At 69.6% G+C, this 25,290-nt stretch carries 24 protein-coding genes; 14 read left to right on the top strand and 10 right to left on the bottom strand.

The window, feature by feature from the left end; all coding sequences use genetic code 11:
* The first annotated feature begins 11 nt into the window (after nucleotides 1–11).
* Nucleotides 12–1,535: an alpha/beta hydrolase gene (locus QSK37_RS34185; RefSeq protein WP_285629465.1), complete on the top strand. Its 1,524-nt coding sequence runs from the start codon at nucleotides 12–14 to the stop codon at nucleotides 1,533–1,535.
* A 3-nt stretch (nucleotides 1,536–1,538) separates the two neighbouring features.
* On the opposite strand, the gene QSK37_RS34180 is transcribed toward QSK37_RS34185, so the two are convergent.
* Complete coding sequence (locus QSK37_RS34180; RefSeq protein ID WP_285629464.1) at nucleotides 1,539–1,952, bottom strand: hypothetical protein; 414 nt, start codon at nucleotides 1,950–1,952, stop codon at nucleotides 1,539–1,541.
* Between the two features lie 67 nt (nucleotides 1,953–2,019).
* Between QSK37_RS34180 and QSK37_RS34175 the strand changes: the two genes are divergently transcribed.
* Nucleotides 2,020–2,967 (top strand): aminoglycoside phosphotransferase family protein, encoded by a 948-nt coding sequence (locus QSK37_RS34175; protein WP_285629463.1) that lies wholly within the window; start codon nucleotides 2,020–2,022, stop codon nucleotides 2,965–2,967.
* Between the two features lie 13 nt (nucleotides 2,968–2,980).
* Here the strand turns inward: QSK37_RS34175 and lepB are convergent, their stop codons facing one another.
* On the bottom strand, nucleotides 2,981–3,238 hold the full coding sequence (gene lepB, locus QSK37_RS34170; RefSeq protein WP_285629462.1) for a signal peptidase I: 258 nt from the start codon (nucleotides 3,236–3,238) through the stop codon (nucleotides 2,981–2,983).
* A 127-nt stretch (nucleotides 3,239–3,365) separates the two neighbouring features.
* Here lepB and QSK37_RS34165 point away from each other — a divergent pair, with 127 nt between their 5' ends.
* Nucleotides 3,366–3,812, top strand: coding sequence for a DUF6210 family protein (locus QSK37_RS34165; RefSeq protein WP_285629461.1), 447 nt, complete (start codon nucleotides 3,366–3,368; stop codon nucleotides 3,810–3,812).
* A 44-nt stretch (nucleotides 3,813–3,856) separates the two neighbouring features.
* On the opposite strand, the gene QSK37_RS34160 is transcribed toward QSK37_RS34165, so the two are convergent.
* The 3 genes from QSK37_RS34160 to QSK37_RS34150 all read right to left on the bottom strand — a co-directional run bounded on the left by QSK37_RS34160 (nucleotide 3,857) and on the right by QSK37_RS34150 (nucleotide 7,917).
* On the bottom strand, nucleotides 3,857–5,989 hold the full coding sequence (locus QSK37_RS34160) for a (Fe-S)-binding protein (protein WP_285629460.1): 2,133 nt from the start codon (nucleotides 5,987–5,989) through the stop codon (nucleotides 3,857–3,859).
* 226 nt (nucleotides 5,990–6,215) lie between these two features.
* Nucleotides 6,216–7,367, bottom strand: a complete 1,152-nt coding sequence (locus QSK37_RS34155; RefSeq protein WP_285629459.1) for a CU044_5270 family protein — start codon at nucleotides 7,365–7,367, stop codon at nucleotides 6,216–6,218.
* Complete coding sequence (locus tag QSK37_RS34150; RefSeq protein WP_285629458.1) at nucleotides 7,360–7,917, bottom strand: RNA polymerase sigma factor; 558 nt, start codon at nucleotides 7,915–7,917, stop codon at nucleotides 7,360–7,362. Before QSK37_RS34150 ends, QSK37_RS34155 begins: the two co-directional genes overlap by 8 nt.
* 248 nt (nucleotides 7,918–8,165) lie before the next feature.
* Between QSK37_RS34150 and QSK37_RS34145 the strand changes: the two genes are divergently transcribed.
* The 10 genes from QSK37_RS34145 (at nucleotide 8,166) to QSK37_RS34100 (ending at nucleotide 20,696) form a co-directional block, all read left to right on the top strand.
* On the top strand, nucleotides 8,166–8,906 hold the full coding sequence (locus QSK37_RS34145) for a hypothetical protein (protein ID WP_285629457.1): 741 nt from the start codon (nucleotides 8,166–8,168) through the stop codon (nucleotides 8,904–8,906).
* Nucleotides 8,907–8,929: 23 nt separating this feature from the next.
* A complete protein-coding gene (locus QSK37_RS34140) occupies nucleotides 8,930–9,541 on the top strand; it encodes a hypothetical protein (protein WP_285629456.1) in 612 nt (203 codons plus the stop codon).
* Nucleotides 9,542–9,927: 386 nt separating this feature from the next.
* The gene (locus QSK37_RS34135; protein WP_285629455.1) at nucleotides 9,928–10,623 is read left to right on the top strand and encodes a C39 family peptidase; all 696 of its coding nucleotides are present in this window, start codon (nucleotides 9,928–9,930) and stop codon (nucleotides 10,621–10,623) included.
* A 179-nt stretch (nucleotides 10,624–10,802) separates the two neighbouring features.
* A complete protein-coding gene (dnaK, locus tag QSK37_RS34130) occupies nucleotides 10,803–12,665 on the top strand; it encodes a molecular chaperone DnaK (protein ID WP_285582096.1) in 1,863 nt (620 codons plus the stop codon).
* A 117-nt stretch (nucleotides 12,666–12,782) separates the two neighbouring features.
* The gene (gene grpE, locus QSK37_RS34125) at nucleotides 12,783–13,460 is read left to right on the top strand and encodes a nucleotide exchange factor GrpE (protein WP_285629454.1); all 678 of its coding nucleotides are present in this window, start codon (nucleotides 12,783–12,785) and stop codon (nucleotides 13,458–13,460) included.
* A 35-nt stretch (nucleotides 13,461–13,495) separates the two neighbouring features.
* On the top strand, nucleotides 13,496–14,653 hold the full coding sequence (gene dnaJ / locus QSK37_RS34120) for a molecular chaperone DnaJ (protein WP_285629453.1): 1,158 nt from the start codon (nucleotides 13,496–13,498) through the stop codon (nucleotides 14,651–14,653).
* A 5-nt stretch (nucleotides 14,654–14,658) separates the two neighbouring features.
* On the top strand, nucleotides 14,659–15,099 hold the full coding sequence (locus QSK37_RS34115) for a heat shock protein transcriptional repressor HspR (RefSeq protein WP_285629452.1): 441 nt from the start codon (nucleotides 14,659–14,661) through the stop codon (nucleotides 15,097–15,099).
* Complete coding sequence (clpB, locus tag QSK37_RS34110) at nucleotides 15,100–17,697, top strand: ATP-dependent chaperone ClpB (RefSeq protein WP_285629451.1); 2,598 nt, start codon at nucleotides 15,100–15,102, stop codon at nucleotides 17,695–17,697.
* A 116-nt stretch (nucleotides 17,698–17,813) separates the two neighbouring features.
* Nucleotides 17,814–19,031, top strand: a complete 1,218-nt coding sequence (locus tag QSK37_RS34105; protein WP_285629450.1) for a hypothetical protein — start codon at nucleotides 17,814–17,816, stop codon at nucleotides 19,029–19,031.
* A 57-nt stretch (nucleotides 19,032–19,088) separates the two neighbouring features.
* On the top strand, nucleotides 19,089–20,696 hold the full coding sequence (locus QSK37_RS34100; RefSeq protein ID WP_285629449.1) for an alkaline phosphatase D family protein: 1,608 nt from the start codon (nucleotides 19,089–19,091) through the stop codon (nucleotides 20,694–20,696).
* On the opposite strand, the gene QSK37_RS34095 is transcribed toward QSK37_RS34100, so the two are convergent.
* The 3 genes from QSK37_RS34095 to QSK37_RS34085 form a co-directional block, all read right to left on the bottom strand.
* A complete protein-coding gene (locus QSK37_RS34095; protein WP_285582086.1) occupies nucleotides 20,684–21,250 on the bottom strand; it encodes a tetratricopeptide repeat protein in 567 nt (188 codons plus the stop codon). The genes QSK37_RS34100 and QSK37_RS34095 overlap by 13 nt on opposite strands.
* A gap of 116 nt (nucleotides 21,251–21,366) precedes the next feature.
* Nucleotides 21,367–22,554, bottom strand: coding sequence for an NYN domain-containing protein (locus tag QSK37_RS34090; RefSeq protein WP_285629448.1), 1,188 nt, complete (start codon nucleotides 22,552–22,554; stop codon nucleotides 21,367–21,369).
* A 327-nt stretch (nucleotides 22,555–22,881) separates the two neighbouring features.
* Nucleotides 22,882–23,469 carry a hypothetical protein gene (locus tag QSK37_RS34085; protein ID WP_285629447.1) on the bottom strand — a complete coding sequence of 196 codons (588 nt, stop codon included), beginning with the start codon at nucleotides 23,467–23,469 and terminating at the stop codon, nucleotides 22,882–22,884.
* A 16-nt stretch (nucleotides 23,470–23,485) separates the two neighbouring features.
* Between QSK37_RS34085 and pyrE the strand changes: the two genes are divergently transcribed.
* The gene (pyrE, locus tag QSK37_RS34080; protein WP_285582083.1) at nucleotides 23,486–24,022 is read left to right on the top strand and encodes an orotate phosphoribosyltransferase; all 537 of its coding nucleotides are present in this window, start codon (nucleotides 23,486–23,488) and stop codon (nucleotides 24,020–24,022) included.
* 24 nt (nucleotides 24,023–24,046) lie between these two features.
* Here the strand turns inward: pyrE and QSK37_RS34075 are convergent, their stop codons facing one another.
* Nucleotides 24,047–24,481, bottom strand: coding sequence for a hypothetical protein (locus tag QSK37_RS34075; RefSeq protein ID WP_285629446.1), 435 nt, complete (start codon nucleotides 24,479–24,481; stop codon nucleotides 24,047–24,049).
* A 53-nt stretch (nucleotides 24,482–24,534) separates the two neighbouring features.
* The gene (locus QSK37_RS34070; RefSeq protein WP_285629445.1) at nucleotides 24,535–25,209 is read right to left on the bottom strand and encodes a DedA family protein; all 675 of its coding nucleotides are present in this window, start codon (nucleotides 25,207–25,209) and stop codon (nucleotides 24,535–24,537) included.
* Between the last annotated feature and the right edge of the window lie 81 nt (nucleotides 25,210–25,290).

Raw genomic sequence — 25,290 nt, 5'->3', positions numbered from 1 at the left:
ACGGAGCGACGATGAGAAGGATCCGATGGGCCGCCGCGGCCGTCTCCGCGGCGGCGGCGGTCGTGTCGTCCGTGGCCCCGGCCGGAGCCACGGACGGCGGTCTCGGCCGCTTCTACCATCAGCGGCTCGCCTGGAAGGCCTGCACGCTCGGTCCGGGTGACGAGGTCGGCGCTCAGCTCGACGCGGCCGGTGCCCGCTGCGCGGACGTGACCGTCCCGCTCGACTACGCCCACCCGGAGGGACGCACCATGACGGTCGCGATCTCCCGGCTCGCGGCGTCCGACACCGGGCACCGGATCGGGACGATGATCCTCAACGGGGGCGGCCCCGGGCCCTCCATCGACCTGCCGCCGTACATGCGCGAACTCATGGGCGCGGCCGGCCCGCGCTATGACCTGGTGGGCGTGGATCCGCGCTCTCTCGGTCGCAGCGGGGCGGTGGACTGCGGCTGGCCCAGCGCGACGTGGATCAGGGGTGCGGGTGAGACGCGCCGGTCCTTCGAGGGTTCCGTCGGCTTCGCCGAGGACCTGGCGGCACGGTGCGCGCGGACCAACGGCGCCGTCCTGCCGTACATCAGCACGCGGAACATCGCCCGCGACCTGGACGTCGTCCGCGGGGCGCTCGGCGAGCGAAAGGTGTCCTACAACGGCGCGTCGTACGGGACGTACCTCGGCCAGGTCTACGCGGCCATGTTCCCGGGGCGCCTGGACCGCGTCGTCCTCGACAGCTCACAGGACGGGGCCTCCTGGGGACCACGGCTGCTGGCGGGCACCGAACAGGCGAACGAGCGGGCGCTCTCCGACTGGGCGGCGTGGGCGGCCGGGCGCCACGCGACGTACGGGCTCGGCGGCACCCGTGCCGAAGTGCTGGCCACCGTGCACCGGATCCTCGCGGCGTCCGCCCACTCTCCGCTCGTCGTCGGCCGCTACCGCCTCGACGACACGATGCTGCCGGTCGTGCTGGCCGACAACCTCGGCACCGACGAGGAGGAGGCCAGGGCCACTCTCGCCGACTCCGTCCGCGTACTCGCGCAGGCCGCCGCCGGCCGGCCCGTACGGCCCACCCCGGCGCTCGACGATGAGCTCGCCTACGTGCTGACCGGTACGGACTCGCGCGACGGCAGCGGTCAGGCCGCCATCATCTGCGGAGATGTGGCCGCGCCCCGCGACCCCGCCGGCTACTGGCGGGACGTCCGGCGACACCGGCGCGACAGCCCGGTCTTCGCGTCGATGAGCTACGACATCGGCCCCTGCGCGTTCTGGCCGACGCGGCCCGCCGAGCCGCCGACCAGCCTCGGCGGCCCCCTGCCCGCGCTCATGGTGGCCGCGACCGGCGACACCCGCACCCCGTACGAACGCAACCGGACGGTCCACCGGCTGCTGCCGGGCTCCCGGATGATCACCCTGCGGGACGCCGATGTCCACGCGCCCTACCAGCGCGGATACCCCAACCTGTGCGTCCGCGACCGGGTGAACGACTACCTGGCGACGGGACGGTTGCCCGCCCGGGACCTCGTCTGCCCGGCAGAGCACTGAGGGTCAGTCCGCTTCGGCGGCGCGGATGACGCGGTCGGTGGGGTCCGGCGCGGTGGGGACGCGGAGCCGGTCGGTGAGGAGGAAGCCGGGCAGTTCGAACGCCGGGTGCTCCCGTTCGGTCAGGAAGTGCGTGCCGCCGACGACATCGGGGGCCCACCCGTGGGCCAGGGCGTACTCGATCAGGGATCGTACGTCGCCCGGCTCCGGGTAGGCGCCGTCGGTCGCGCAGGCGCCCCAGGGCGATCCCCAGCTCTTCGACAGCAGGTCCGCCTGCAGCGCGCGGCTGTTCTTCCCGGCGCCCCACGCGCGTACGCGGATGCACCGGTGGCAGTCACGCTCGCCGCGGACGCAGCGGATGTCGGCCTTCCACACGAACTCCCGTCCGCCGGTACGCAGCCTCCGCAACCTCGTACGCATGAGCCCTCCTGCCGGTGCGAGCGAAAAAGGAGTGAACGGTCGCCCGCCCCAACCGTACGGTGGCGAGGTGACGAACCATGCGCTCCCGGCGGCGGAGACCGAGGCGCGGTTCGCCGCCGTACGCCGGGACGAGGCTCGCCTGCGGCCGGGCGTCCTCGCACTGTGCCGTCGGCTCGGACACGGCGAGGCGGACGTCACGCGCTTTCCGGGTGGCTCGCTGCCCGTCTACGCCGTCGGGGACCGGCTCGTGCTCAAGCTCTATCCGCCGACCTGCCGGGACAACGGGCAGGTCGAGGACCACGTGCTGCGGGTGATCGACGGCCGGCTGCCGGTGCCGACGCCACGGGTCGAGGCGGCCGGCGAGTGCGAGGGCTGGCGCTACGTGCTCATGACGCGGTTGGGTGGCGAACCGCTGACCGAGGTCTGGTCACGCATGGACGAGCGGGACCGCGACGCGATCGCCGAACAGCTCGGGTGTGCCCTCGCCGCCCTGCACGAGATCACCGTCCCGGCGCTCGGGCCGCCGGACTGGCACCGCTTCGTCGCCGACCAGCGAGCCGGTTGCGTCGAGCGCCAGCGCGCCCGCGGGCTGGCGCCGCGGTGGCTGGCGCAGATCCCCGATTTCCTCGACTCGGTGCCGCTGCCGCCGTCACCTCCGATCCTCCTGCACACCGAGGTCATGCGCGAACATCTCCTCGTCACTCGGGGACCGGCCGGCTGGTCGCTTTCGGGCCTGTACGACTTCGAGCCCGCCATGATGGGCGACCGGAACTATGAGTTCGTCTCGGTCGGCGTCTTCGTCGCCCGAGGCGACGCGCGCTTCCTGCGCCGCCTCCTCACCGCCTACGGCCATCCCGACGACCGGCTCGACACCGCGTTACAGCGGCGGCTTCTCGCCTACACGCTGCTGCACCGCTACAGCGACCTGGCCTGGTACCTGGAGGAGATGCCCGCGCCACCGGAACCCACGCTCGACGCGCTCGCCGCGCGCTGGTGGGCGCTGGACCCGCCCTGACGCGGCGCCGGCGTCACTTGAGCACCGCCACGCCGATGACCGCGGAGGCCGGAACGGGGCCGCGACCCATACGAGAGTCCGCCGAACTGTCGCGATTGTCGCCCATCAGCCACATCTGACCGGGCGGGATCGCCACGGTGCCGAAGGCCGTCTCAGAAGTGTCCGGCGCGAGGTACGGCTCGGCCAGTGGCGTGCCGTTCAGCGTGACCCGGCCACCCGAGCAGCAGCCGATCCGGTCGCCGCGTGCAGCGCCGCGCTCGCCGGCGCGCACCCCGTGACCAGCCATAGGAGGGTCGCCATGGCGATCACTCGGTTTCTCATGAGCACGGAGACTATCCCCACCCCCGTCACGAAATGATCACGTACGAAAGGCCGGGATCCTGGGATACTGCCCGTTCATGGTGCTCGCGCGGCGGTACGTCTTCCTGGATCCGGACGGGACGCAGGGACGCGACTGGTCGTACGTCATCGTCCGGGCCCTCACAGGGATCTGCTACGAGCAGCAGTACGGCGGAACGGCGAATCGGTCGAGCCATGTCGAGGGATACCTGGTCCCGGTGCGGAGCGCCCCGGCGCTGGCCGAGCTGCGCACGTTCTTCGAACGTCACCTTCGCGGCGCGGGCGCGGAGGGGCGGTCCTGGACCGAGGACGAGGTGCGACGGCTGCGCGGCGCGGTGGCGAAGATCGTCTTCTGGAGATCGGCCGCCGGCCCGGATGGCGTGGACGGCGATGGTCCGCAGGCGCTGGAGCTGGACGAGAGCCGGCTCGGCGACCTGGACGAGGCGTGGATCCCGGTGCTCACCGCCGACGGCCCCGGCGTCCTGGTCTGGCAGAACTCCGACTGACGCCCGGTCGCGGTCGCCGGGACGGCGACCGGGCTCTCGCGTCGTTACTCCGTCGCGGCGGGCGCGGGCTCGCCCTTGATGGAGCGGATCAGCAGCTGGGACACGTCGACGACCTCCAGGGAGTCCTTCGCGTCGCCCGCGGACTTCTTCTCGTTGATCGCGTCGCCGAGCATCACCAGGCAGAACGGGCAGGCCGTGGACACGGTGTCCGGGTCGGTCTCCAGGGCCTCGTCGACGCGTTCGGTGTTGATGCGCTTGCCGATGCGTTCTTCCATCCACATGCGGGCGCCGCCGGCGCCGCAGCAGAAGCCGCGCTCCTTGCAGCGGTGCATCTCCTGGGTCTGCACGCCCGGGACCTTGGCCATGATGTCGCGGGGCTGGGAGTAGACCTTGTTGTGCCGGCCCAGGAAGCACGGGTCGTGATAGGTGATCTTCTCCTCGACCGGCGTGACCGGGGTGAGCTTGCCGGTCTCGACCAGGTGGGACAGCAGCTGGGTGTGGTGCACCACCTCGTACGTGCCGCCGAGCTGCGGGTACTCGTTGGACAGCGTGTTGAAGCAGTGCGGACAGGTCGCGACGATCTTCTTGACGCCGGCGTCGTTGAGCGTCTCGATGTTCTGCTGGGCGAGCATCTGGAAGATGAACTCCATGCCCAGCCGCCTGGCCGGGTCGCCGGAGCAGGCCTCCATCGGGCCGAGGACGGCGAACTTCACGCCCGCGATGTGCAGCAGCTCCGCGACCGCCTTGGTGGTCTTCTTCGCGCGGTCCTCCAGCGCGCCCGCGCAGCCGACCCAGAAGAGGTATTCGGTGTCCTCGGGGAGCTTGTCGTCGACCATCGGGACCTCGAAGTCCAGCTCCTCGATCCACTCGGCGCGCTTCATCTCGGACATGCCCCAGGGGTTGCCCTTGTTCTCCAGGTTCTTCAGCATGACGCCGGCCTCCGAAGGGAAGCTCGACTCGATCATGACCTGGTAGCGGCGCATGTCGACGATGTGGTCGATGTGCTCGATGTCCACCGGGCACTGCTCGACGCAGGCGCCGCAGTTGGTGCAGGACCACAGCACGTCGGGGTCGATGACGCCCATGGACTCGGCGTCGCCGACGAGCGGCCGGCCGGCCTCCTTGAGCACGTCTTCGGGCAGGTTGTCGCGCTCGTCCTCGGCGGCGAGGAGGTACGGCGCCTTGGCCAGGGCGTGGTCGCGCAGGTCCATGATGAGCGTCTTGGGCGACAGCGGCTTGCCGGTGTTCCACGCGGGGCACTGCGACTGGCAGCGGCCGCACTCCGTACAGGAGGCGAAGTCGAGGAAGCCCTTCCAGGTGAAGTCCTCGATCTTGCCGCGGCCGAAGGTGTCCTCGTCGGGGTCGGCCTCCTCGAAGTCGATCGGCTTGCCGTCGCTCATCATCGGCGGCACCGGGCCGAGCGCGTCGGGACGACGCTTGAACATGACGTTGAGCGGCGCCAGGAAGATGTGCAGGTGCTTGGAGTTCAGCACGATGATCAGGAAGATCAGCATGACGCCGATGTGCAGCAGCAGGCCGACCGACTCCAGGGCCTCGTTGACGTCGTGTCCGGCCGGCTTGAGCGCGCTGCCCACCAGGTGGGACATGAAGGCGCCGTCGCCGTACGGGAAGTTGCCCGTGGCGACGCCCGCGCCGCGGAACAGGAACATCGTCCACACGACGTTGAAGATCATGAACAGGACGAGCCAGGCACCGCCCAGATGGGAGCCCTTGAACCGGGACTTGCGGTCGAGCCGCTTCGGGGAGTTCTTCAGCCGGATGACGCTGAAGACCACCAGCCCGAGGAAGGCGGCGACGGCGATGAAGTCCTGCAGGAAGCCCAGCGCGTCCCACTTGCCGACCACCGGGATGTGAAAGTCGAGCCCGGTGAGCAGCGCGCCGTACGCCTCGATGTAGACGGTGATGAGGATGATGAACGCCCACATCACGAAGAAGTGGGCGAGGCCGGGCACGGTCCACTTGAGCAGCTTGCGCTGCCCGAGGACCTCCACGACCTGACCCTTGACCTCGTCGCCGACGTTGTCCTTGGCCGAGGCCAACCGGTCGGGAGCGGGCTGGCCGCTCATCGCCACGCGGTAGAGGAACCGGACCCGCCGCCCGGCGAGCGCGAGCGCGACCACGGTGGCCGCGAGCCCGATGATCAACCTGATAACCACGTTTCCGTCCTTCCGGTACGGCCTGGTTGCGGCGCTGTGCAGTCAGCGTATGACCGGCGACTGACAGCCACGGACAACGCTCCGCATACTACCGATCAGTAGCTTACGCGCCAGTCCCCAGAGCCCAAATTCGGACGTACGGTACCGAAAACGGCAGGTCAGGGACGCCGTCCCGGAACGTCCCAAGGGGCCGACACCGGTCGGCGTCGGCCCTTTGAGCGGCGGCTCAGCCGCGGTACGCGGTGTTCGTCCAGCCCATCGTCACGTAGATCTCGCTGTGGGTGATGGCGCCCGGCTTCATGCCCTTCGTCTCCAGACCGCCGCTCTGAATGGGTGGCATGCCCGGCGGAGGCGGGACCCGCTTGCCGCCGTTGCCCTTCACGAGGACGAGCCGGGTTTCGAGCGGCACGTACGTCACCGGGTCGAGCAGCAGCTCGTTGTCGTAGACGTTCTCATTCTGCGTCACCCGTCCGGCCAGGACGATGGCGGGACGCCCCAGTGAGTCCCGCCCCTCGCCGAGACTGCGTACCCCGGGGACGCCCGCGAGCACGCGGAAGACCGCGGACCGCAACTGCGGCGAGGAGGGCTCCATCAAGAAGTGCCCGGCGACGGTCAGGAGGTAGCTCGCCCCACCCTTCCCAGCGGCCGCGAGCAGGAACTTCTTGAGCGCCTGGGGGTCACTGGCCATGGCGTCCCGCTCCTTGCCGGTCGGGGGCATCGGCGGGCACGCCGCCCGCGACCGCTTGGCGCACTGGGCGGCCACACGCTTCTCGGCCTGCTCCTGCTCCCGCTTGGCGGCCGGCGTGTATCGGCTCAGCCGCCACGGCTCGGGCTTGGCGGACTGCCTGATGTGGTCTCCGTTGGAGAGCACCGTCCAGCTCGCCGGTGACCCCGCCCGCTGCCACGCCGCGCGGTCGGCCGGAGTCTGCGGCACGGCCCCGGCGGTCCGCACGCGGAAGACGTCCGATTCCTTGTCACTCCGCGCGGCCCAGCTGTCCATCTCGTTCCGCGCCCCGAAGATCATGTAATCGCCACGGCCGATGTGGTAGCCCTCGCTGGAGATCACATGGACGTGCCAGTACCGGCCGACGGGCGTGGCCGCGGCCTTCTCCGCCGCGGTCAGCAGGATCTGCCGGGCGGTCATGGGCCGGACCGGCGTGTGCCCGCCGGTGGCCGGTGTGCCACCGCCGGTCAGGCCGATCGCCACCGCCACCGCGGTGGCCGCCGCCACCACGGCGAGGCCTCCCCACAGGCGGCGGCGCGTACGGGTCGAGCGCACCGGCGCGCGGTCGGTCAGGCGCCGGCGGCCCTCCGCGACGACCTCTCCCGTCGGCGGGGCCTCCTCGAGGAGGTTCCGGATCATGCGGATCTCATCCATTGCTGTCCTCCTCCAGCGCGGAGCGCACCTTCTTACGGGCCCGGCTGAGGCGCGAACCGACCGTGCCGTACGGGATGCCGAGCGCCTGGGCGATCTCCTCGTGGGACAGCTCGCCGAGCGCGTTGAGCAGCAGGACGTCGCGGTCGCCCGGTGACAGTGCGGCGATGGCCCCGGCCAGCCGCGGCTGGAGGCTCTGAGCCGTGACCCAGTCCACCACCTGACCCTCATGACTCTCGGCGACCTCGTCCCGCCGGAGACGGCCGAGCGCGCGGTAGCGGCGTGTCTCCTTCCGCCGGTGGTCGGCGACGAGGTTCGTGGCGATGCCGAACAGCCACGGCCGTACGCCGCCGCGGGACGCGTCGAAGCTGTCCCGCCTCCTCAGGGCGACGAGAAAGGTGTCGGCGGCGATGTCGTCGGCCACCTCCCGGCCCAGCCGTCCGGCGACGTAGCGGTAGATGTCGTGAAAATGCTCGTCGTACAGGGCGGTGAACGCGGCCTGCGGCAGGCCCGGTTCGGCGGCCGTGGGCGTCGTCCGCGGCCCGGCCCTCACGCGGGGGGCTCCGTCATCGAGGTCACCTTCCGGTGATCGGTATGGCTCACACCGGTACTCCGGCGGAGCATCCCTCAGCTTTCACACGGAACCAGACGGCGACGCCATCGGTCGTATCCTCTGCACACCGCCCCGGCCGGGCCGGTGCGTTCGCCGAGGTCGTGGCCGGCTGACGACCCCGGGGGACATCCAGTAGCCTTTTATCCCGCAAATTCCCCTTAGTTCATCGCCCTAGATCGGAGTCTTCGGTGGCCAAGGTCGGCCGTCTTGCCGAAATGGGAATCTTCCGGGCGACGAAGTCGTTCTTCCGTGATTCCGAGTCCCAGGCCGCCAAGGCGGCCACCGGCTCAGAGCCGAAGGTCATCGCAGGCTCAATTCCCCGGAAATACAGGCGAGAGCTGACGCGATTTGCCGGACCTCAAGGTCGCGCGGCCATGGATACGATCGAGAAATACGACGTCAAGGTCATCTTCAGAGAAGGTGGAGGCAGTCTGCAAGATTTCCGAACGAATACGATCTACATCGACGTAAAGAACGGCTACCCCACGGTCCAGCTGATCCATGAAGCCACGCATTCTCGATGGGCCCACGAGGGCAGGCACGCAGATCCCTCCAAACTCAGCCGAGACGACTTCATCAAGCAAACCCTGGACGAAGAAACCGATGCCTCAGTGAATGACATAAAAGGCACCTTCGAGTTGCGGAAAAATGGCATCAAGGTGCCCGACGCCGCCCTGCAGGGCCATTATGTTAATGGCTACGAGAACTCATATCGATGGAACGAACACCTGGGGAAAGCACAGGGCAAGCCTCTCACTTATGCCGAATTGGAACGACTTGGCGACGCGGGCGGCCGCGGCGCAGTGAACGCCGCCTTCCACAGCGGAGCGATTAAAGCTTCCGTCACAGGCGCCCCCTATCCGCAATATTACGGTGATGCCTGGGACGCCTACCAGGACTGGTATCGTCAATACGGGCAGATGAGCTAGCCGCACCATTAAGAATGGATCCGATGATCACTGGAGACCGGGAAACCCGCGAGCTTATAAGCAATGCACTGGCAGCGGAAGATCGCCCCGACAAGGCATTCTTGGTAACTAACCCGGCTTCGGCGATCATGCGCCCGTCCAGCGTCCTTCCCGGTGGCGCGGAAGTGGTTCGTTTCGATTCCTTCCCGCATCCCGGTGCGAGCTTCTACGTCGGAGTCGTCGGTGGGAAGGTCTTCTACCTCACGGAGTCACCGGATGCGTTCACTGAGATGATGCGTGCCGCCGGACTCCGTGTCGCCTCGCCGACCGATGCGGTCGCGGTCGCGCACTGGTTCGTTGAGACCACTCGCGCGATGAACGTGTTCAGCGGCGTCCTGAGGAGCGTCGACGACATCCAGTGGGCGTCCGGCCCGCTCGCTCCTCCGCCGGAGCAGATCGGTGCGCTGGTCCACCGGTTGCGAGGCGTCATCGCACCGCCCGGCGCCGAGCCCCGGCAAGGCGGCCATCTCGTCACTCTCTATGTCCTGCGCGGCTCGACCTTGCAACGCCGGACGATCACGGTCACCGACGACGGCGGCATCCAGGAGCGCGTCGACGAGGTGGCCAAGGATCTTCCCGTACCGATCAGCATGTGACCCCGCCCGGGGGCCGGCGTCGTCCCCGCACAGAGCGGCCTGCTCCGGTCGCCCCTCCTCATCACGTGCGCGCATCTCGGTGAGGTGCGCTCGCCTCCGATCACCCACGGCGTCGCGCGTGGCACGGGTCGCCCTGCCCCCGAGGGCACCGGCCCGCCTTCTGGCGCGGTCGCTCTGTGGCACGTCGGCCTGAGACCACCTTCATCGCCCCGCGCCGACGGCGCCGTACGGCGACCGGCACTCCAGCCAAGCACCCATCCACGCCCATATGAGTAAATAGAGTTCTACAACGCGTTACATGCGCATATAGCAGCATTCGCTTGGACCGTCTTGCAGGTACCGCCGACACGGCCCCGACCGGGCCACGTGATGTCTGGGGGACGCAAGTGAAGAACGCACCCGGCCTGCGACCGGCGGTGGGTCTCGCCGTCGCCGCCCTGCTGGTGGGGACTTCCGCCCCGCCGGCCCACGCGACCACGGCGACTCCGAGTGCCGTCACATCGGTCACACCGGTCGCCTGGGTATCAAGGGCCACGCCGGCCACGGCGGCTCTCCGGGCGATGCCGCGGGCGTACCGGTTGGCTCTCCACGCGCAGTTCCAGACCACGAACTACTACTGCGTCCCCGCGTCCACGGCGATGAGCCTGTCCACGTTCGGGATCAAGGTCAGCCAGGACACGCTCGCCCGGAAGATGAAGACCACGATCCGCGGCACCGGCGGCGACAACGCCGCCGAGGTCATGGACGGCTACCTGCACCCGCGCCGGTACGACGACCGGATCGTCGCCGACGTCGTCGGCCGTCCCCAGATCCTCATGCAGCGGGTCTCCTACGACGTCGGCACCCTGCGCCGGGCGCCGATCATGCAGGTGTGGATGGAGAAGCTGCCCTGGAACCAGGGCCGGCTCAGAGGCCAGTGGATCGGGCACGCGATCCTCGCGTACGGCTACGACCAGACCGCCGGCACGATCACCGTCTTCGACCCCTGGCGGCCCACCGGCGGCGTCCACACGCTGCCCGCGAGGGTGCTGGCCAAGGCCCTGCAGATCGGCGCCGGCATGCACTACATCTCCCGCCGCTGAGCCCCACAGGAACTTCCGTCCTCACACGGGAACATCGCGGCATGCTCCCTCGTTGAACCAATCAGCAAAGTTGAGCGTGCCAGACTCAAGTCATTTGACAAGCCGGGATGGCTCGGGCAACCTTGCGTCTGCTGAACTCAGCTTCATGGACAAGAGAGCACGGTCGGAGGAACCAACTCATGGCACGAGCGGTCGGTATCGACCTTGGGACGACCAACTCGGTCGTCGCGATCCTGGAGGGTGGCGAGCCCACCGTCATCGCCAACGCGGAGGGGTCGAGGACCACGCCGTCCGTCGTCGCCTTCGCCAAGAACGGTGAGGTTCTCGTCGGCGAGGTCGCCAAGCGCCAGGCGGTGACCAACGTCGACCGCACCATCCGGTCGGTCAAGCGCGAAATGGGCACCGACTGGAAGCAGAAGATCGACGACAAGGACTTCACTCCTCAGCAGATCAGCGCCTTCGTGCTGCAGAAGCTCAAGCGCGACGCTGAGGCCTACCTGGGCGAGAAGATCACCGACGCGGTGATCACCGTCCCGGCGTACTTCTCGGACCACCAGCGGCAGGCCACCAAGGAGGCCGGCCAGATCGCGGGCCTCAACGTCCTGCGCATCATCAACGAGCCGACCGCCGCGGCGCTGGCGTACCACCTGGAGAAGGAGGGCGAGGCCACGATCCTCGTCTTCGACCTCGGTGGTGGCACCTTCGACGTCTCCCTCCTCGAGGTCGGCGACGGCGTCGTCGAGGTGAAGGCGACCAACGGCGACAACCACCTCGGTGGTGACGACTGGGACCAGAAGGTCGTCGACTGGCTGGTCACCAAGTTCAAGAACGCCCACGGCGTCGACCTGTCCAAGGACAAGATGGCGCTGCAGCGGCTCCGTGAGGCCGCGGAGAAGGCCAAGATCGAGCTGTCCAGCTCTTCGGAGACGAGCATCAACCTGCCGTACATCACGGCGTCCTCCGAGGGCCCGCTCCACCTGGACGAGAAGCTCACCCGGGCGGAGTTCCAGAAGATGACCTCCGACCTGCTCGACCGGTGCAAGACGCCGTTCCAGCAGGTGGTCAAGGACGCCGGCATCAACGTCAGCGACATCAACCACGTCGTGCTCGTCGGCGGCTCGACCCGTATGCCCGCCGTCGCCGACCTGGTCAAGGAGCTGACCGGCGGCAAGGAGGCCAACAAGGGCGTCAACCCCGACGAGGTCGTGGCGGTCGGCGCGTCCCTGCAGGCCGGCGTGCTCAAGGGCGAGGTCAAGGACGTCCTGCTGCTCGACGTGACCCCGCTGAGCCTGGGCATCGAGACCAAGGGCGGCATCTTCACCAAGATCATCGAGCGGAACACCACGATCCCGACCAAGCGGTCGGAGGTCTTCACCACCGCCGATGACAACCAGCCGTCCGTGGAGATCCAGGTCTACCAGGGCGAGCGTGAGATCGCGGCGTACAACAAGAAGCTCGGCACCTTCCAGCTGACGGGTCTGCCCCCGGCGCCCCGCGGCGTGCCGCAGATCGAGGTCACCTTCGACATCGACGCCAACGGCATCGTGAACGTCGGCGCGAAGGACCTCGGCACCGGCAAGGAGCAGTCGATGGTCATCACGGGCGGCTCGGCGCTGCCCAAGGACGACATCGACAAGATGATGCGCGAGGCGGAGCAGTACGCCGAGGAGGACCGCAAGCGCCGCGAGGAGACCGAGACCCGCAACAACGCCGACACGCTCGCCTACTCCACCGAGAAGTTCCTCGGGGAGAACGACGAGAAGATCCCGGACGACGTGAAGACCGAGGTCCGTACGGCGCTGGACGAGGTCAAGAAGACCCTCGAGGGCACCGACATCGACGCGATCCGCTCGGCGTCGGAGAAGCTCGCCCAGGTCAGCCAGAAGATGGGCGCCGCGATGTACGCCCAGAACCAGCCCGGTGAGGGTGCGCCCACCGCCGACGCCGGCGCGGGCGCGCAGGGCACCGCCCAGGAGGACGAGGTCGTCGACGCCGAGATCGTCGACGACGACAAGGACAAGCGCGAAGGTGGTGCGGCGTGAGCCGCACCCCCCTTTCCGCCCTGGTCCTTTTCGCGAAGGAGGACTGGTGAGCGGAGCGGACCAAAGAGCACAGCACGGTTCGTCACGCGCTGACGAGCCGCGAGGCGAGGAGGAAGCGTGACGGAGCGTCGTGACGACGCCGAGGAGCGCGAGGGACCGGTGATCCGCGACAAGCGGCGCATCGACCCCAAGACGGGCAAGGTCCGGGAGTCGGCTGAGCCGGCTCCCGGGTCCTCCCCGGGCGCTCCCGAGACCGCGGCCGACGAAGAGACCGCGGACCTCAAGAAGCAGCTGACCGAGCGCACGCTCGACCTGCAGCGGCTTCAGGCGGAGTACTCCAACTACCGCAAACGGGTCGAGCGCGACCGGGTCATGGTGCGCGAGCAGGCCCTGGCGAACGTCCTGACCGAGCTGCTGCCGGTGCTCGACGACATCGGGCGGGCCCGCGAACACGACGAGCTGAACGGCGGGTTCAAGCAGGTCGCCGAGGGGCTCGAGGGCATCGTCGGCAAGCTGGGTCTGCAGTCCTTCGGCGCTCCGGGCGAGCCGTTCGACCCGAACATCCACGAAGCGCTGATGCACTCCTACTCCGCCGACGTCACCGAGCCGACGGCCGTGCAGATCCTGCAGCCGGGCTACGGCATCGGTGAGCGGATCCTCCGGCCGGCCCGCGTCGCCGTGGCCGAGCCGGGCGGTGAGGCGGAGCCCGAGGAGCCGGTCGAGCCGGAGACGGCCGAGGCCGAGGACTCCGAGGCCGAGACGCCGCCCAAGGCCGACACGGCCGACGAGGACTGACGAACGAGCACAACGAAACGAGGTAAGGGGCGCCGGTGAGCACCAAGGACTATTTGGAGAAGGACTACTACAAGGTCCTCGGTGTTACGAAGACCGCCACCCAGGACGAGATCAAGAAGTCCTACCGCAAGCTCGCTCGCCAGTACCACCCGGACGCCAACAAGGGCGACCCGGAGTCCGAGGAGAAGTTCAAGGACATCTCCGAGGCGTACGACGTGCTGTCGGACGAGAAACGGCGCAAGGAGTACGACGAGGCGCGCAGCCTGTTCGGCGGTGCGCGGCCCCGTGGAGGCGCCCAGGGGGGGTTCGGCTTCGATCTCGGCGACCTGTTCGGGAACACGGGCACGGGTCAGACCACGAGCGGGACGGGCGAACGCATCGGCGACCTGTTCGGCGGGTTGTTCGGTCGCCGCCAGGCGGGTCAGCGGCCGCGTCGTGGCTCCGACGTCGAGTCGGAGATCACCATGACGTTCGGCGAGGCGCTCGACGGCCGTACCGTCCCGCTCCGGCTGACGAGCGAGGCGGCCTGCCCGACCTGCCGGGGGACCGGCGCCAAGGCCGGCACGGTCCCCCGGGTGTGCCCCCGCTGCGAGGGCACCGGGCAGGAGAGCCGCAACGCCGGCGGGTTCGCCTTCTCCGAGCCCTGCCGCGAGTGCCACGGCCGTGGCCTGGTCGTCGACGACCCGTGCACCACGTGCTACGGCAGCGGCCGGGCGCAGAGCACCCACACGATCCAGGCGCGCATCCCCGCGGGAGTGAACGACGGGCAGCGCATCCGGATCAAGGGCAAGGGCGCGCCGGGAGAGAACCGGGGACCGAACGGCGACCTGTACGTCGTCGTGCACGTCAAGCCGCACAAGGTCTTCGGCCGCTCGGGCGACAACCTCACGCTGAAGGTGCCGGTCACCTTCCCGGAGGCCGCGCTCGGCGCCGAGATCAAGGTGCCGATCCACCGCGGCCAGCCCAAGACCGTACGGATCCCGCCGGGCACGCCCAACGGGCGGGTGCTGCGGGTCCGCGGCCAGGGCGCCCCACGGCGCGACGGCACCCGGGGCGACCTGCTCGTCACCGTCGACGTTCAGGTGCCCAGCGAGGTCGACGACACCACCCGCGAGGCGCTGGAGAAGATGTCCGGCAGCCTCGGCGGTGACGGTGTGCGGAGCGAGCTGATCCGGATGGCGCGTGAGGAGTGAACATCATGGACCCTTTCGGCGACGACAGCCCGGTCTACGTGATCTCCGTCGCCGCGGAGCTGTCCGGCATGCACCCGCAGACGCTCCGCACGTACGACCGGATGGGCCTGGTCTCGCCGGGCCGTACGTCCGGCCGCGGCCGCCGCTACTCCATGCGCGACATCGTGTTGCTGCGGGAGATCCAGCGGCTGTCCCAGGACGAGGGCATCAACCTGGCCGGCATCAGGCACATCCTCGACCTGCAGCGTGAGTCCGAGGCCCTGCGGGCCGAGGTCGCACGCCTCAGGGGGCTGGTCGAGGAGCTGGGCAACGAGCTGGAGTCCACCCGTGCGGTGGCCGCCCGGCTCGCCCGGCTGAAGAACACCCCCGAGTCGACGGCCGGCGCCGAGCTGGTGCCGATCCGTCAGACGAGTGTGGTCGTGTGGCGCTCACGCGGGGAGGAATAAGTGGACTACAAACGGACCGAGAAGAGTCAGGAGGCGCTCTCCGCCGCCCTGCGCCGGGCTGCGACCGAGGGGCACCCCCAGGTCGAGCCCGCCCATCTGCTCGTCGCGCTGCTGTCGCAGGGCGAGGGCACGGTGAACCGGCTGCTGAAGGAGGTCGGCGCCGATCCGCAGGCGCTGCGCCGCCGGGCCGAGGAGCAGATCGCCGCGCTGCCGAAGGCCGCGGGCAGCACGGTCGGCGCGCCGGAGACCTCGCGGGCGCTGCTGGTGGTGCTGAACACCGCGGCGAACCGCGCCCAGCAGCTCGAGGACGAGTACATCTCGACCGAACACCTGCTCGTGGGCCTGGCGGCCGACGGCGGGCCGGTGGCGAAGCTGCTGCGTGAGGCCGGTGCGACCCCCGACGCCCTGGTGGAGGCGTTCCCCCGGGTCCGCGGAAACGCGCGCGTGACCAGCGAGAACCCCGAAGACACCTATCAGGCGCTGGAGAAGTACGGCGTCGACCTGACCGAGCAGGCCGAGGCGGGCAAACTCGACCCGGTCATCGGCCGCGACAACGAGATCCGCCGCGTCGTGCAGGTACTGTCGCGGCGCACGAAGAACAACCCGGTGCTGATCGGCGAGCCGGGCGTGGGCAAGACCGCGGTGGTCGAGGGCCTCGCCCAACGCATCATCGACGGCGACGTGCCGAAGACGCTGGAGAACAAGCGGCTCGTCGCGCTCGACCTCGGCGCGATGGTCGCCGGCGCGAAGTTCCGCGGCGAGTTCGAGGAGCGCCTCAAGGCGGTCCTGAACGAGATCAAGCAGAGCGACGGCCAGATCATCACCTTCATCGACGAGCTGCACACCGTCGTCGGCGCGGGCGCGGCCGAGGGGTCCATGGACGCCGGCAACATGCTCAAGCCCATGCTGGCCCGCGGCGAGCTCCGCATGATCGGCGCGACCACGCTGGACGAATACCGCGAGCGGATCGAGAAGGACCCGGCGCTGGAGCGCCGCTTCCAGCAGATCTTCGTCGGCGAGCCGACGGTCGCGGACACCGTCGGGATCCTGCGCGGGCTCAAGGGCCGGTACGAGGCGCACCACGAGGTGGTGATCACCGACGCGGCGCTCGTCGCCGCGGCGTCGCTCTCCGACCGGTACATCACCGCCCGGTTCCTGCCGGACAAGGCCATCGACCTGATCGACGAGGCCGCGTCCCGGCTGCGCATGGAGATCAACTCGCGGCCGGTCGAAGTCGACGAGCTGCAACGCGTCGTCGACCGGCTGGAGATGGAGCAGCACCAGCTCAGCAAGGAGTCCGACGAGGCCTCCCAGCAGCGGCTCGAACGGCTCAAGGCCGAGCTCGCCGACCGCAAGGAACAGCTCAACGACCTGAACGCCCGCTGGCACGAGGAGCAGGAGGGCCTCAACAAGGTCGGTGAGCTGAAGAAGCGCATCGACGAGGCCGAGAGCCGGCGCGAGCAGGCCTTCCGCCAGGCTCAGCTCGACGGCGACTGGAAGGCTCCCAGCGACATCGCGGTCGAGATCAAGCGGCTCCAGGAGGAGCTCGAGACCGCGGCGGAGGCCGCCAACAACCCCAACGCCATGGTCAAGCGGGAGGTCACCGCCGACGACGTGGCCGAGGTGGTCGGCGCCTGGACCGGCATCCCGGCCGGGCGTCTGCTGGAGGGCGAGACGGCCAAGCTGCTGCGCATGGAAGAGGAGCTCGGCCGCCGCCTGATCGGTCAGTCGAGCGCCGTCAGAGCCGTCTCCGACGCCGTACGCCGGGCGCGCGCGGGCGTAGCCGACCCCGACCGGCCCACGGGCTCGTTCCTGTTCCTAGGCCCGACCGGTGTCGGCAAGACCGAGCTGGCCAAGGCCCTGGCGGACTTCCTGTTCGACGACGAGCGGGCCATGGTGCGCATCGACATGAGCGAGTACGGCGAGAAGCACTCCGTCGCACGGCTCGTCGGCGCGCCTCCCGGCTACGTCGGGTACGAGGAGGGCGGCCAGCTGACCGAGGCGGTCCGCCGCCGGCCGTACTGCGTCGTGCTGCTGGACGAGGTCGAGAAGGCCCACCCCGAGGTCTTCGACGTGCTGCTCCAGGTGCTGGACGACGGACGGCTGACCGACGGCCAAGGCCGTACGGTCGACTTCCGCAACACGATCCTGATCATGACGTCGAACCTCGGCTCGCAGTTCCTGGTCGACCCGTCCCTCGACGACAAGGCCCGACGCGAGGCCGTGATGAACGCGGTGCGGGCGAACTTCAAGCCGGAGTTCCTCAACCGCCTCGACGATGTGATCGTCTTCGACGCGCTGTCCACCGAGGAGCTCACGAAGATCGTCGATCTCCAGGTGGACCGGCTCGCGGCACGCCTGGCGGACCGCCGCCTGACGCTGACCGTGACCGACGCGGCCCGCGACTGGCTGGCGCTGACCGGCTACGACCCGGCGTACGGCGCGAGGCCGCTCCGCCGGCTCGTGCAGAGCGCCATCGGCGACCAGCTCGCCCGCGAGCTGCTGTCGGGCGAGATCCGCGACGGCGACGAGGTCGTCGTCGACGCCGACCCGACCGCCGACCGCCTGACCGTCAAACCGGCGGTACAGGCCGCCTGACGCGGCTTCGCGACGGTGGGGAGCCACCATCCAGGCTCCCCACCGCGCCGGTCATCGACGGAGTCGTGAGCACCGTGTTGGATTAGTGACGCGCGAACGAGCATGGATGGGAATCGATGGCGGACGAATTTGCGGCCCGGCTCACGGCACTGACGGATCTCGCCCACAGCGTCAAAGAGATCTCCTACCTGTGCGATCACGTGGGTTCCGGCATCTCCGAATACACGAACATTCCGTCCGGTGCCTGGCCGGATGTGGCGCGGAACGCCCAGCACGCCTACGAGTCGGCGCGCACGAGCTTGGCCGAGGCCGTCGGCGGCACGGGCTCCGGCAAGGGAATCGGCGAAGTAGGGCACGACATCGTTGAGCGGCTGGCGGCCGTGCTGGGCAAGTACGGCGATGCCGAACGCGCGGCAGAGATCGCTACGTTCGACGTCGGAAAGGCGCTCCACGATTCAACGGCAGGTCGGGCCGCTCAGACCCTCATCGACGACATTACGCACGCTTCGCAGCCGAGCGGTCACGTGGACCGTGACTACCCCGCATTGGGCGCACCGATCTTGAATGCGGCATTCGGCTTCCGAAGGAACATCGGCCCGCTGAACACGTCCCTGGGACGGCTCAAGCAGGGGGCACCGGTGCTGGAGGCCATCCGTGCCTTGGACGCCCCTGTCGGCATTCGGGACGCCGTGAGGTACTCCCCGCTGGTGGAGGCCCTGCGCTCGTCGCGCGGGTTGCTCCTCCGGACGGCCGCCGGGTTCGGCGCGGATCTGGCGATCGCGACCATCGACGCGAGTCTGGTGATCCCGAACGAGGTCGCCCCGCATCCGTTCGCCGTCGAGCAGGACCGGTGGCGCAAGATCGCGCAGGCCGCTGCGGGCGAGGGCGGCCTGGCCGGTGCGGCTGAGGACGCTCTCCGCCATTACCGTAAGTACTGGATCGGTGACGCCTCCGACGCGTTCGCCCGGTACGTCGACTCGGCGTTCGTCCAGACCGTCAATCGGTTCGGGGATCTGGCGCTGGAGGTGAGCGACCTGTGCGGGCAGATCGCGCGGGCACAGGAGCGGTTCATGGCGGAACAGACCGTCATACACATCACCATGATCGGTGCGCTGGTGTTCGTGCCCGCGTTCTCGCCGATCGGCGCTGCGATCGCCTCGGCGGTGGCCGCGGCGTTCGGCGGCGTCGAGATCAACAAATGGCATGGCATGCATGACGCGATGAACGGCATCGCCGACGCGACCCGGCGGGTGACCGAAGACGCGCAGGCGCTGGCGGCCTCGTGCAGGGCGATGATCGCCGGCGAATCGTCGGCGTTGAGCACGTCGCTGTAGCGGCTCAACCACCTCCAAGTGGACTAACACCCTCGTTATGGCGTAGTCCATACATCCATGACCCAACTCGTCGTCGGCCCCCTGCTCCGCCACGTCGGACCGGACACGGCCGCGATCTGGCTCGAGACCGACCAGCCGTGTGACGTGCGCGTCCTCGACACGACCGCCTCGACGTTCACCGTCCACGGGCACCACTACGCGCTCGTCCAGATCGAGGGGCTGGCCCCCGGCTCGGACACCGAGTACGAGGTCGCGCTCGACGGCGAGACCGTCTGGCCCGAGCCCGGCTCGCCGCCCAGCCGGATCCGGATTCCCGCGCCCGGCGCGACCCAGCGGATCGCCTTCGGCTCGTGCCGGGTCGCTCCCGGCGTGGAGGAGGTCCACGGGCCGGACGTGCTCGGCGCGTTCGCGCGGCGGCTGGCGGACGGGCACGAGTGGCCCGACCTGCTGCTGATGGTCGGCGACCAGGTGTACGCCGACGAGACCGGGCCGGAGATGCGGAAGTTCATCGAGGCCCGCCGTGACACCGGCGAGGCGCCGGGCATAGAGATCGCCGACTACGAGGAGTACACCGAGCTGTACCGGCTCGCCTGGACCGACGACGCGATGGTGCGGTGGCTGCTGTCCACCGTGCCCAGCCTGATGGTCTTCGACGACCACGACATCCGGGACGACTGGAACACCTCCGAGACCTGGTTGCGCGACATCCGCGCCCAGTCCTGGTGGCACGACCGGATCACCGGCGGGCTCGGCGCGTACTGGGTCTACCAGCATCTGGGCAACATGTCGGCGGCCAAGCGGGCCGAGGACCCGGTCTACCGCGAGGTGCTGGCGGCGGACGGCGACGCCGGGCGGATCGTCGACGAGTTCGCCGAACGCGCCGACCGGCAGGCGGACGGCACCCGGTGGAGCTACTCCCACGACTACGGGCGTACGCGGCTCGTCGTGGTGGACAGCCGCTGCGGGCGGGTGCTCCGCGACGGCCGGCGGTCGATGCTCGACGACGAAGAGCTGGAGTGGGTGCAGGAGCAGTGCCGCGGCGACGTCGACCACCTCATCGTCGCCACCTCGCTGCCGTTCCTGCTGCCGGCCACGATCCACCACCTGGAGTCGTTCGACGAGGCGATCGCGGGCGGCGTGTGGGGACGCCGGTTCGCCCGGCTCGGCGAGAAGATCCGGCAGGGCGCCGACCTGGAGCACTGGGCGGCGTTCGAGGCGTCCTTCCACGCGCTCGCCGACACGCTGCTGGAGGTCGCGCGGCGGGAGGACGGGCCGCAGAGCATCACGCTGCTCTCCGGCGACGTCCACTACTCCTACCTCGCGCGAGTCGCCGGCACGACCACGCCGATCTCCCAGGTGGTCTGCTCACCGATGCGTAACCATCTGCCGCTGAAGTACCGGCTGCTCCAGCGCGCGGCGTACGGCCGGCTCACCGACGGGCCCGCCCGCGCCCTCGCCCGGCTCGCCCGCGTGCCCAGGGCGCCGATGACGTGGCGGCTGAGCCATGGCCCGTGGTTCGACAACGCCGTCGCGACGCTCGTCGTGGACGGGTCCACCGCGTCCGTGCGCTGGGAGGCCGCCGGCCCCGGCAGGAAGCTCCGCGAAGTCGACCACGCGTCCCTGTCGAAGCTCGTGGAGCCGCGTGGCACGGCTCAGCGGAACTGACGGCCCGGCGCGTCGTCGGTCTTCTTGAGCAGCTCGTCCAGCAGCGCGTCGTACCGGTCCTCCGGACGGCGCAGGTCGAGCCGGCAGCGGTAGCGGATGCGCAGCAGACCCTCCAGGCTCTCCTGGTCACCCGCCCGTGCCAGGTCGGCGCCCTCCGTGGCCCAGTCGTGCGCGGCGGCCAGCTCGCCCTGTTCGTACAGCAGCTCGGCCACCGCACGATGGACCTCCGGGTCCTGAGGCGAGTCGGCGCGCACCTGGGCGATCAGTCCGCGCGCCTCGTCGAGCTCACCCAGCTCGAACAGGGCGCCGGCGAGATAGATCCGCGGATCGCCGTAGGTGTCGCCGCCGTCGGCGAGCGCGTCGCGATAGTTCTCCGCCGCCTTGCCGTGGTCTCCCGCGTGCTGCCACTGCTCACCCGCACGCAGCAACAGGCTGGCGCGTGACACGCCGCCTGAGACCGTCTCGGCGAGTTCGACGAAACGCTTCGCCGCCGCCGCGTGATCGCCCGTGCGGAGCGTGTCGAACTCCATGTCATCGAGATCGTCTTCGGTCACATGCGTCACCTTCTAGACGCTACCCGGCGGACCTCCTGCGAATCTGGTCATTTCGTATCATCCCTGCGACACGTCACAAGGGTTCGCCGGACGGGACGGCCCCCGCCGCGAGAAGGCTATACGCGGCGTGAGCGTTCGAGCGCATCCCAGAACCCACGGCGAAGGGCGTGTCGCACCTCGTCGTGCAGCAGGAAGTCGATCGGCAGCGAGGACCCCTGAAGCAGCCGGGCCTCAAGGTCTGACGGCATTCGCGGCTTGCGGGCGAGCACGGCCTCGAGCCACAGAGCCGGCGCGTCGCGCGCGACCGACTCGCCGAAGTCTTGACCCTCCTGGTGGGCGGCCTTGACCGCGTCGGAGAGCGTCGGCGTGGACTGCTGCGGTTGCGGCGGCGGGATCTGCTGCGGGCCGGTGTAGGGGCCGACGGGCTGCTGGACGTACTGCGGGCCGCTGTTGTTGCCGTTCGACGACGAGCCTCCCGACGACGGCGTACTCGACGACGGCGGGCTCGTGGGCTTGGGCGGGATGATCGGCGGCGTCGGCGCGGAGTGCGTGGGCGTCGAGCGCAGGGGCGGCATCGGGATCACCGGGCCGGCGGTCGGCGACGAGCCCAGACCCGACGTGGACGACGTGGAGGAGCCGCCGAGCTGCGGCGGGGTGATCGGCGTGCTCGGCGGCGGGCTCGACACCGAGGGCTGCAACGGGGTCAGCGCGCCGCCGGTGGTGCTGGTCCCGTGCCCGTTGGACAGCGGCGGCGAGGAGGTGTTCACACCCGCCAGCAGGTTGACGTACGGCCGCAGGTGGCCGGCGCCGATCTCGATGAGGTCGTCGCACTCGTGGCGGAGCACGCGGGAGATCGTCCAGTTGCCGTCCACCGCGACGTGCAGCACGCTCACGCGGACTCCGTGGTCCTGGGCGTCGGCGATGACCTGGGCGATGTCCTCGTCACCGCTGACGACGACGGCGTCGGCGACCCCGCCGTTGCGGGCGAGGGTCATCAGGTCGCGGTGGATCTCGGTGTCGACGCCCTCGCGGCGGCCGGGGCGGATGCGCGAGAGGCGGAGCTTGATGCCGGGCAGGTCGGCGAGGGCGTCGTGCTCGGGCGACCGGCGGCCCTCGACGGTCGCCTCGTACCAGTAGCAGCGCAGCAGCGGCAGGCCGGTCCGCTCGCGCGCCAGATTGCCGAGCAGCTGGAGAAGGCCGGCGTAGTCCCATGAGACGGACTCGCGACGGCGGGTTCCGTGCACCGCCATCGCGCCGTCCGCCAGGAGATAGCTGGCATCAACGAACAGCGCGCAGCGATCCACGCGACACCGCCCCTTCCTCGGCACGAGACCCTATATCGATGGCTTACGGGTGAACTTTCGAGCCGGCGAGCGACCTTGGGCAACCAAAGCGTAGTGAAGTCCGCGGCCGCCGTATGCCGATCCAGTAATTGGAGTCTCCTGAGGACTATGGGGCGAATGCGGCTTACTTTCATTCAGTTGGCCAGACCACTCCGGCGTGTCACGTTGACTCGGTCGCTCGCCACTGTAGGACGAGTCGCCTGACAACACTGCGTGACTTCCGAAGCTCGACAGTCAGTACGTCCGTTCGGCGACGGTATCACCCGATTCTGAAGCGGTGGGAACATCTCAGAGAGCGGAGATGAGGGCGGTGAGAGCCTCCGCCGTGGCACCGGGATCGATCACCGCCGAGAAGTGCGAAAACAGGCTTTCGCGGACCTCCCAGCCGCGCATCCGCGCCTGCCGTACTTGATCTTGGTAACGGTCCGAGGTGGCCAGGTATCCGCACGGCGCGTCCGGCCAGTCCTGAGCCATCGGCGGCTCCTCGGCGAGGAAGTCGCCACCGCGCTGACGCACCGTCACGCCGACCGGCACCTCTTCCTCCCGGTACGGGCGGCTCGTCCCCGGGCCGGGCAGCCGGGCGTCGAGGAAGACGTAGCCGCCCACGAGCCGGTGCGCCGCCCGCTGCGCCGCCCCGATGGGCGGCAGGAGCGGCCCCGCGTCGCCGTGCGCGACGAGCACCAGCGGCGGCCTGGCGCCGGCAGCGGTGATCTCCAGCGCGGCGCGCGCGACGTAACGGCCGGCGTACGGCGGCCGGTCGTCGTCGGTGACCTCCGGGACCACCACGTCGTACGCGCCGAGCGCCGCGGGCAGTGAGCCCCACGCCGACGCGGTGGTCAACGGACTGTGCAGGAGGACGAGCGTGCCCGGTGTCATGACTAAAGTTTCAGGCATGACGGACCGGGACGATCTCCTCGCGGAGATCAAGAGCAAGGCGGTCGTGCACGGCAGGGTGGTCCTGTCGTCCGGCCGGGAGGCCGATTTCTACGTCGACCTGCGACGGGTGACGCTCGACGGACGGGCCGCGCCGCTCGTCGGCCGGGCCATGCTCGACCTCACCGAGGACCTCGGGTACGACGCGGTCGGCGGGCTGACGCTCGGCGCCGATCCGGTCGCCACCGCGATGCTGCACGCGGCGGCCGCGCGCGGGCGGACGCTGGACGCCTTCGTCGTACGCAAGGAGGGCAAGGCACACGGGCTGCAGCGGCGCGTGGAGGGCCCCGACGTCGCGGGGCGGCGGGTGCTCGCCGTGGAGGACACCTCGACGACCGGCAACTCGGTGCTGACCGCCGTGGAGGCGCTGCGGGAGGCCGGCGCGGAGATCGCCGGCGTCGCCACCATCGTGGAGCGGGGAGCGCGGGAGCGCATCGCCGAGACGGGACTGGAGTACCGGTCGGTGTTCACGCTCGCCGACCTCGGGCTGGACTGAGCGCGCGCGATCGGAACACCGGGCTCACTGCCCGGTGGGCGCCTCGTACGTCTTGGCCTCGCCGTGGCGTCCCTGCGGCTGGACGTGCCCGTTGATCGTCACGGTGACGCCGCCGGCGTCCTGGACCGCGACGGTCAGCCGGGTGTCTTCGAAGATGCGGGTCTCGTTCTGGCGCAGGTTGCCGTTGAACTGGACATCGTTGGCGGGACCCGAGACGAACACCGGGCACTGCGCCGCCAGACAGCGGACGGTGATCCTGTTGCCCACCTGGCCGGAGGACGCGCTCGGCTTGGCCTCCGTGCTGGACGCCGCCGCGCTGCCGGCCTGCGACGGCGCGGCGTTCGACTTCTTCTCGTCCTTGCCGGTGAGCGCTCCCCACAGCGCCATGCCGCCGATGACGAGCAGGCCGCAGGCCAGCACGACGGCGAGCACCGCGATGGCGATGCGCGCGAGGCCCATTGGGTCCGACCGGTGACGTCCCACAGGGGGAGATTAGCGGTGACCGGGCCCCGTCAGCGACGGTGACGGCCAGTTGGTTGTTGCGTCTTGGGTGACTTGTACGAATCCTGACGGCGGCCGCGGAACACCTCACGCAACACCGGCACCACCGACAGCAGGACCGCCACTGCCACCACTGGCAGCACATACTTGTCGATTCCCTTGACCCGGTCGCCGAGGAAACGGCCGAGCAAGATGATCGCTTCGGTCCAGAGCACCGCACCGACGACATTCCACACAAAAAATCTGATCGCCGACATCTCGAGCATGCCGGCGAGCGGGTTGAGGAACGTGCGCACGACGGGGACGAACCGCGCCAGCACGACCGCCTTGGCGGGGCCGAACTTGTTGAAGTAGTGCTCCGCCTTGTCGACGTGCTCCTGGCGGAAGATTCGAGACTTCGGGCGTTCGAAGAGTTTCCGCCCGTATCTGGCGCCGAGGAAGTGCCCGACCTGCGCACCGGCGATGGCGGCCACGGGCGCGCCGATCATCAGCACCGGAAGCGGCAGCGGGTGCGCGAGCGTGGTGCCCGCCGCGGTGTAGATTCCGGCGGTGACGAGCAGCGTGTCGCCGGGCAAGAAGAACCCGACGAGCAACCCCGTCTCGGCGAAGATGATGACGAGGACTCCGATGAGCCCGAAGGCCTCGATGAGGGACTTGGGATCCATGACGTTCACGGCGAGAGCCACGCGCCGAGCGTACCGGTAGGTGTGGCCTGGTCTCGGCACGGCAACGATTTCGGGATACTGGAAGCGAGCCCGCCGGGAGCC

The organism is Actinoallomurus iriomotensis (assembly GCF_030269445.1).
Lineage (GTDB): Bacteria > Actinomycetota > Actinomycetes > Streptosporangiales > Streptosporangiaceae > Actinoallomurus > Actinoallomurus iriomotensis.
Note: the sequence above shows the minus strand (reverse complement) of the source record. Positions and strands in the feature narration are given on the sequence as shown.

Bases quoted from the DNA above. Each gene is read 5' to 3' on its own strand.
- QSK37_RS34100 (WP_285629449.1), top strand. From the start codon at position 19,089: ATGACCCAACTCGTCGTCGGCCCCCTGCTCCGCCACGTCGGACCGGAC.
- QSK37_RS34105 (WP_285629450.1), top strand. From the start codon at position 17,814: ATGGCGGACGAATTTGCGGCCCGGCTCACGGCACTGACGGATCTCGCC.
- QSK37_RS34075 (WP_285629446.1), bottom strand. From the start codon at position 24,481: ATGGGCCTCGCGCGCATCGCCATCGCGGTGCTCGCCGTCGTGCTGGCC.
- QSK37_RS34185 (WP_285629465.1), top strand. From the start codon at position 12: ATGAGAAGGATCCGATGGGCCGCCGCGGCCGTCTCCGCGGCGGCGGCG.
- QSK37_RS34165 (WP_285629461.1), top strand. From the start codon at position 3,366: ATGGTGCTCGCGCGGCGGTACGTCTTCCTGGATCCGGACGGGACGCAG.
- QSK37_RS34180 (WP_285629464.1), bottom strand. From the start codon at position 1,952: ATGCGTACGAGGTTGCGGAGGCTGCGTACCGGCGGACGGGAGTTCGTG.
- QSK37_RS34115 (WP_285629452.1), top strand. From the start codon at position 14,659: ATGGACCCTTTCGGCGACGACAGCCCGGTCTACGTGATCTCCGTCGCC.
- dnaK (WP_285582096.1), top strand. From the start codon at position 10,803: ATGGCACGAGCGGTCGGTATCGACCTTGGGACGACCAACTCGGTCGTC.
- QSK37_RS34140 (WP_285629456.1), top strand. From the start codon at position 8,930: ATGATCACTGGAGACCGGGAAACCCGCGAGCTTATAAGCAATGCACTG.
- pyrE (WP_285582083.1), top strand. From the start codon at position 23,486: ATGACGGACCGGGACGATCTCCTCGCGGAGATCAAGAGCAAGGCGGTC.
- QSK37_RS34155 (WP_285629459.1), bottom strand. From the start codon at position 7,367: ATGGATGAGATCCGCATGATCCGGAACCTCCTCGAGGAGGCCCCGCCG.
- QSK37_RS34085 (WP_285629447.1), bottom strand. From the start codon at position 23,469: ATGACACCGGGCACGCTCGTCCTCCTGCACAGTCCGTTGACCACCGCG.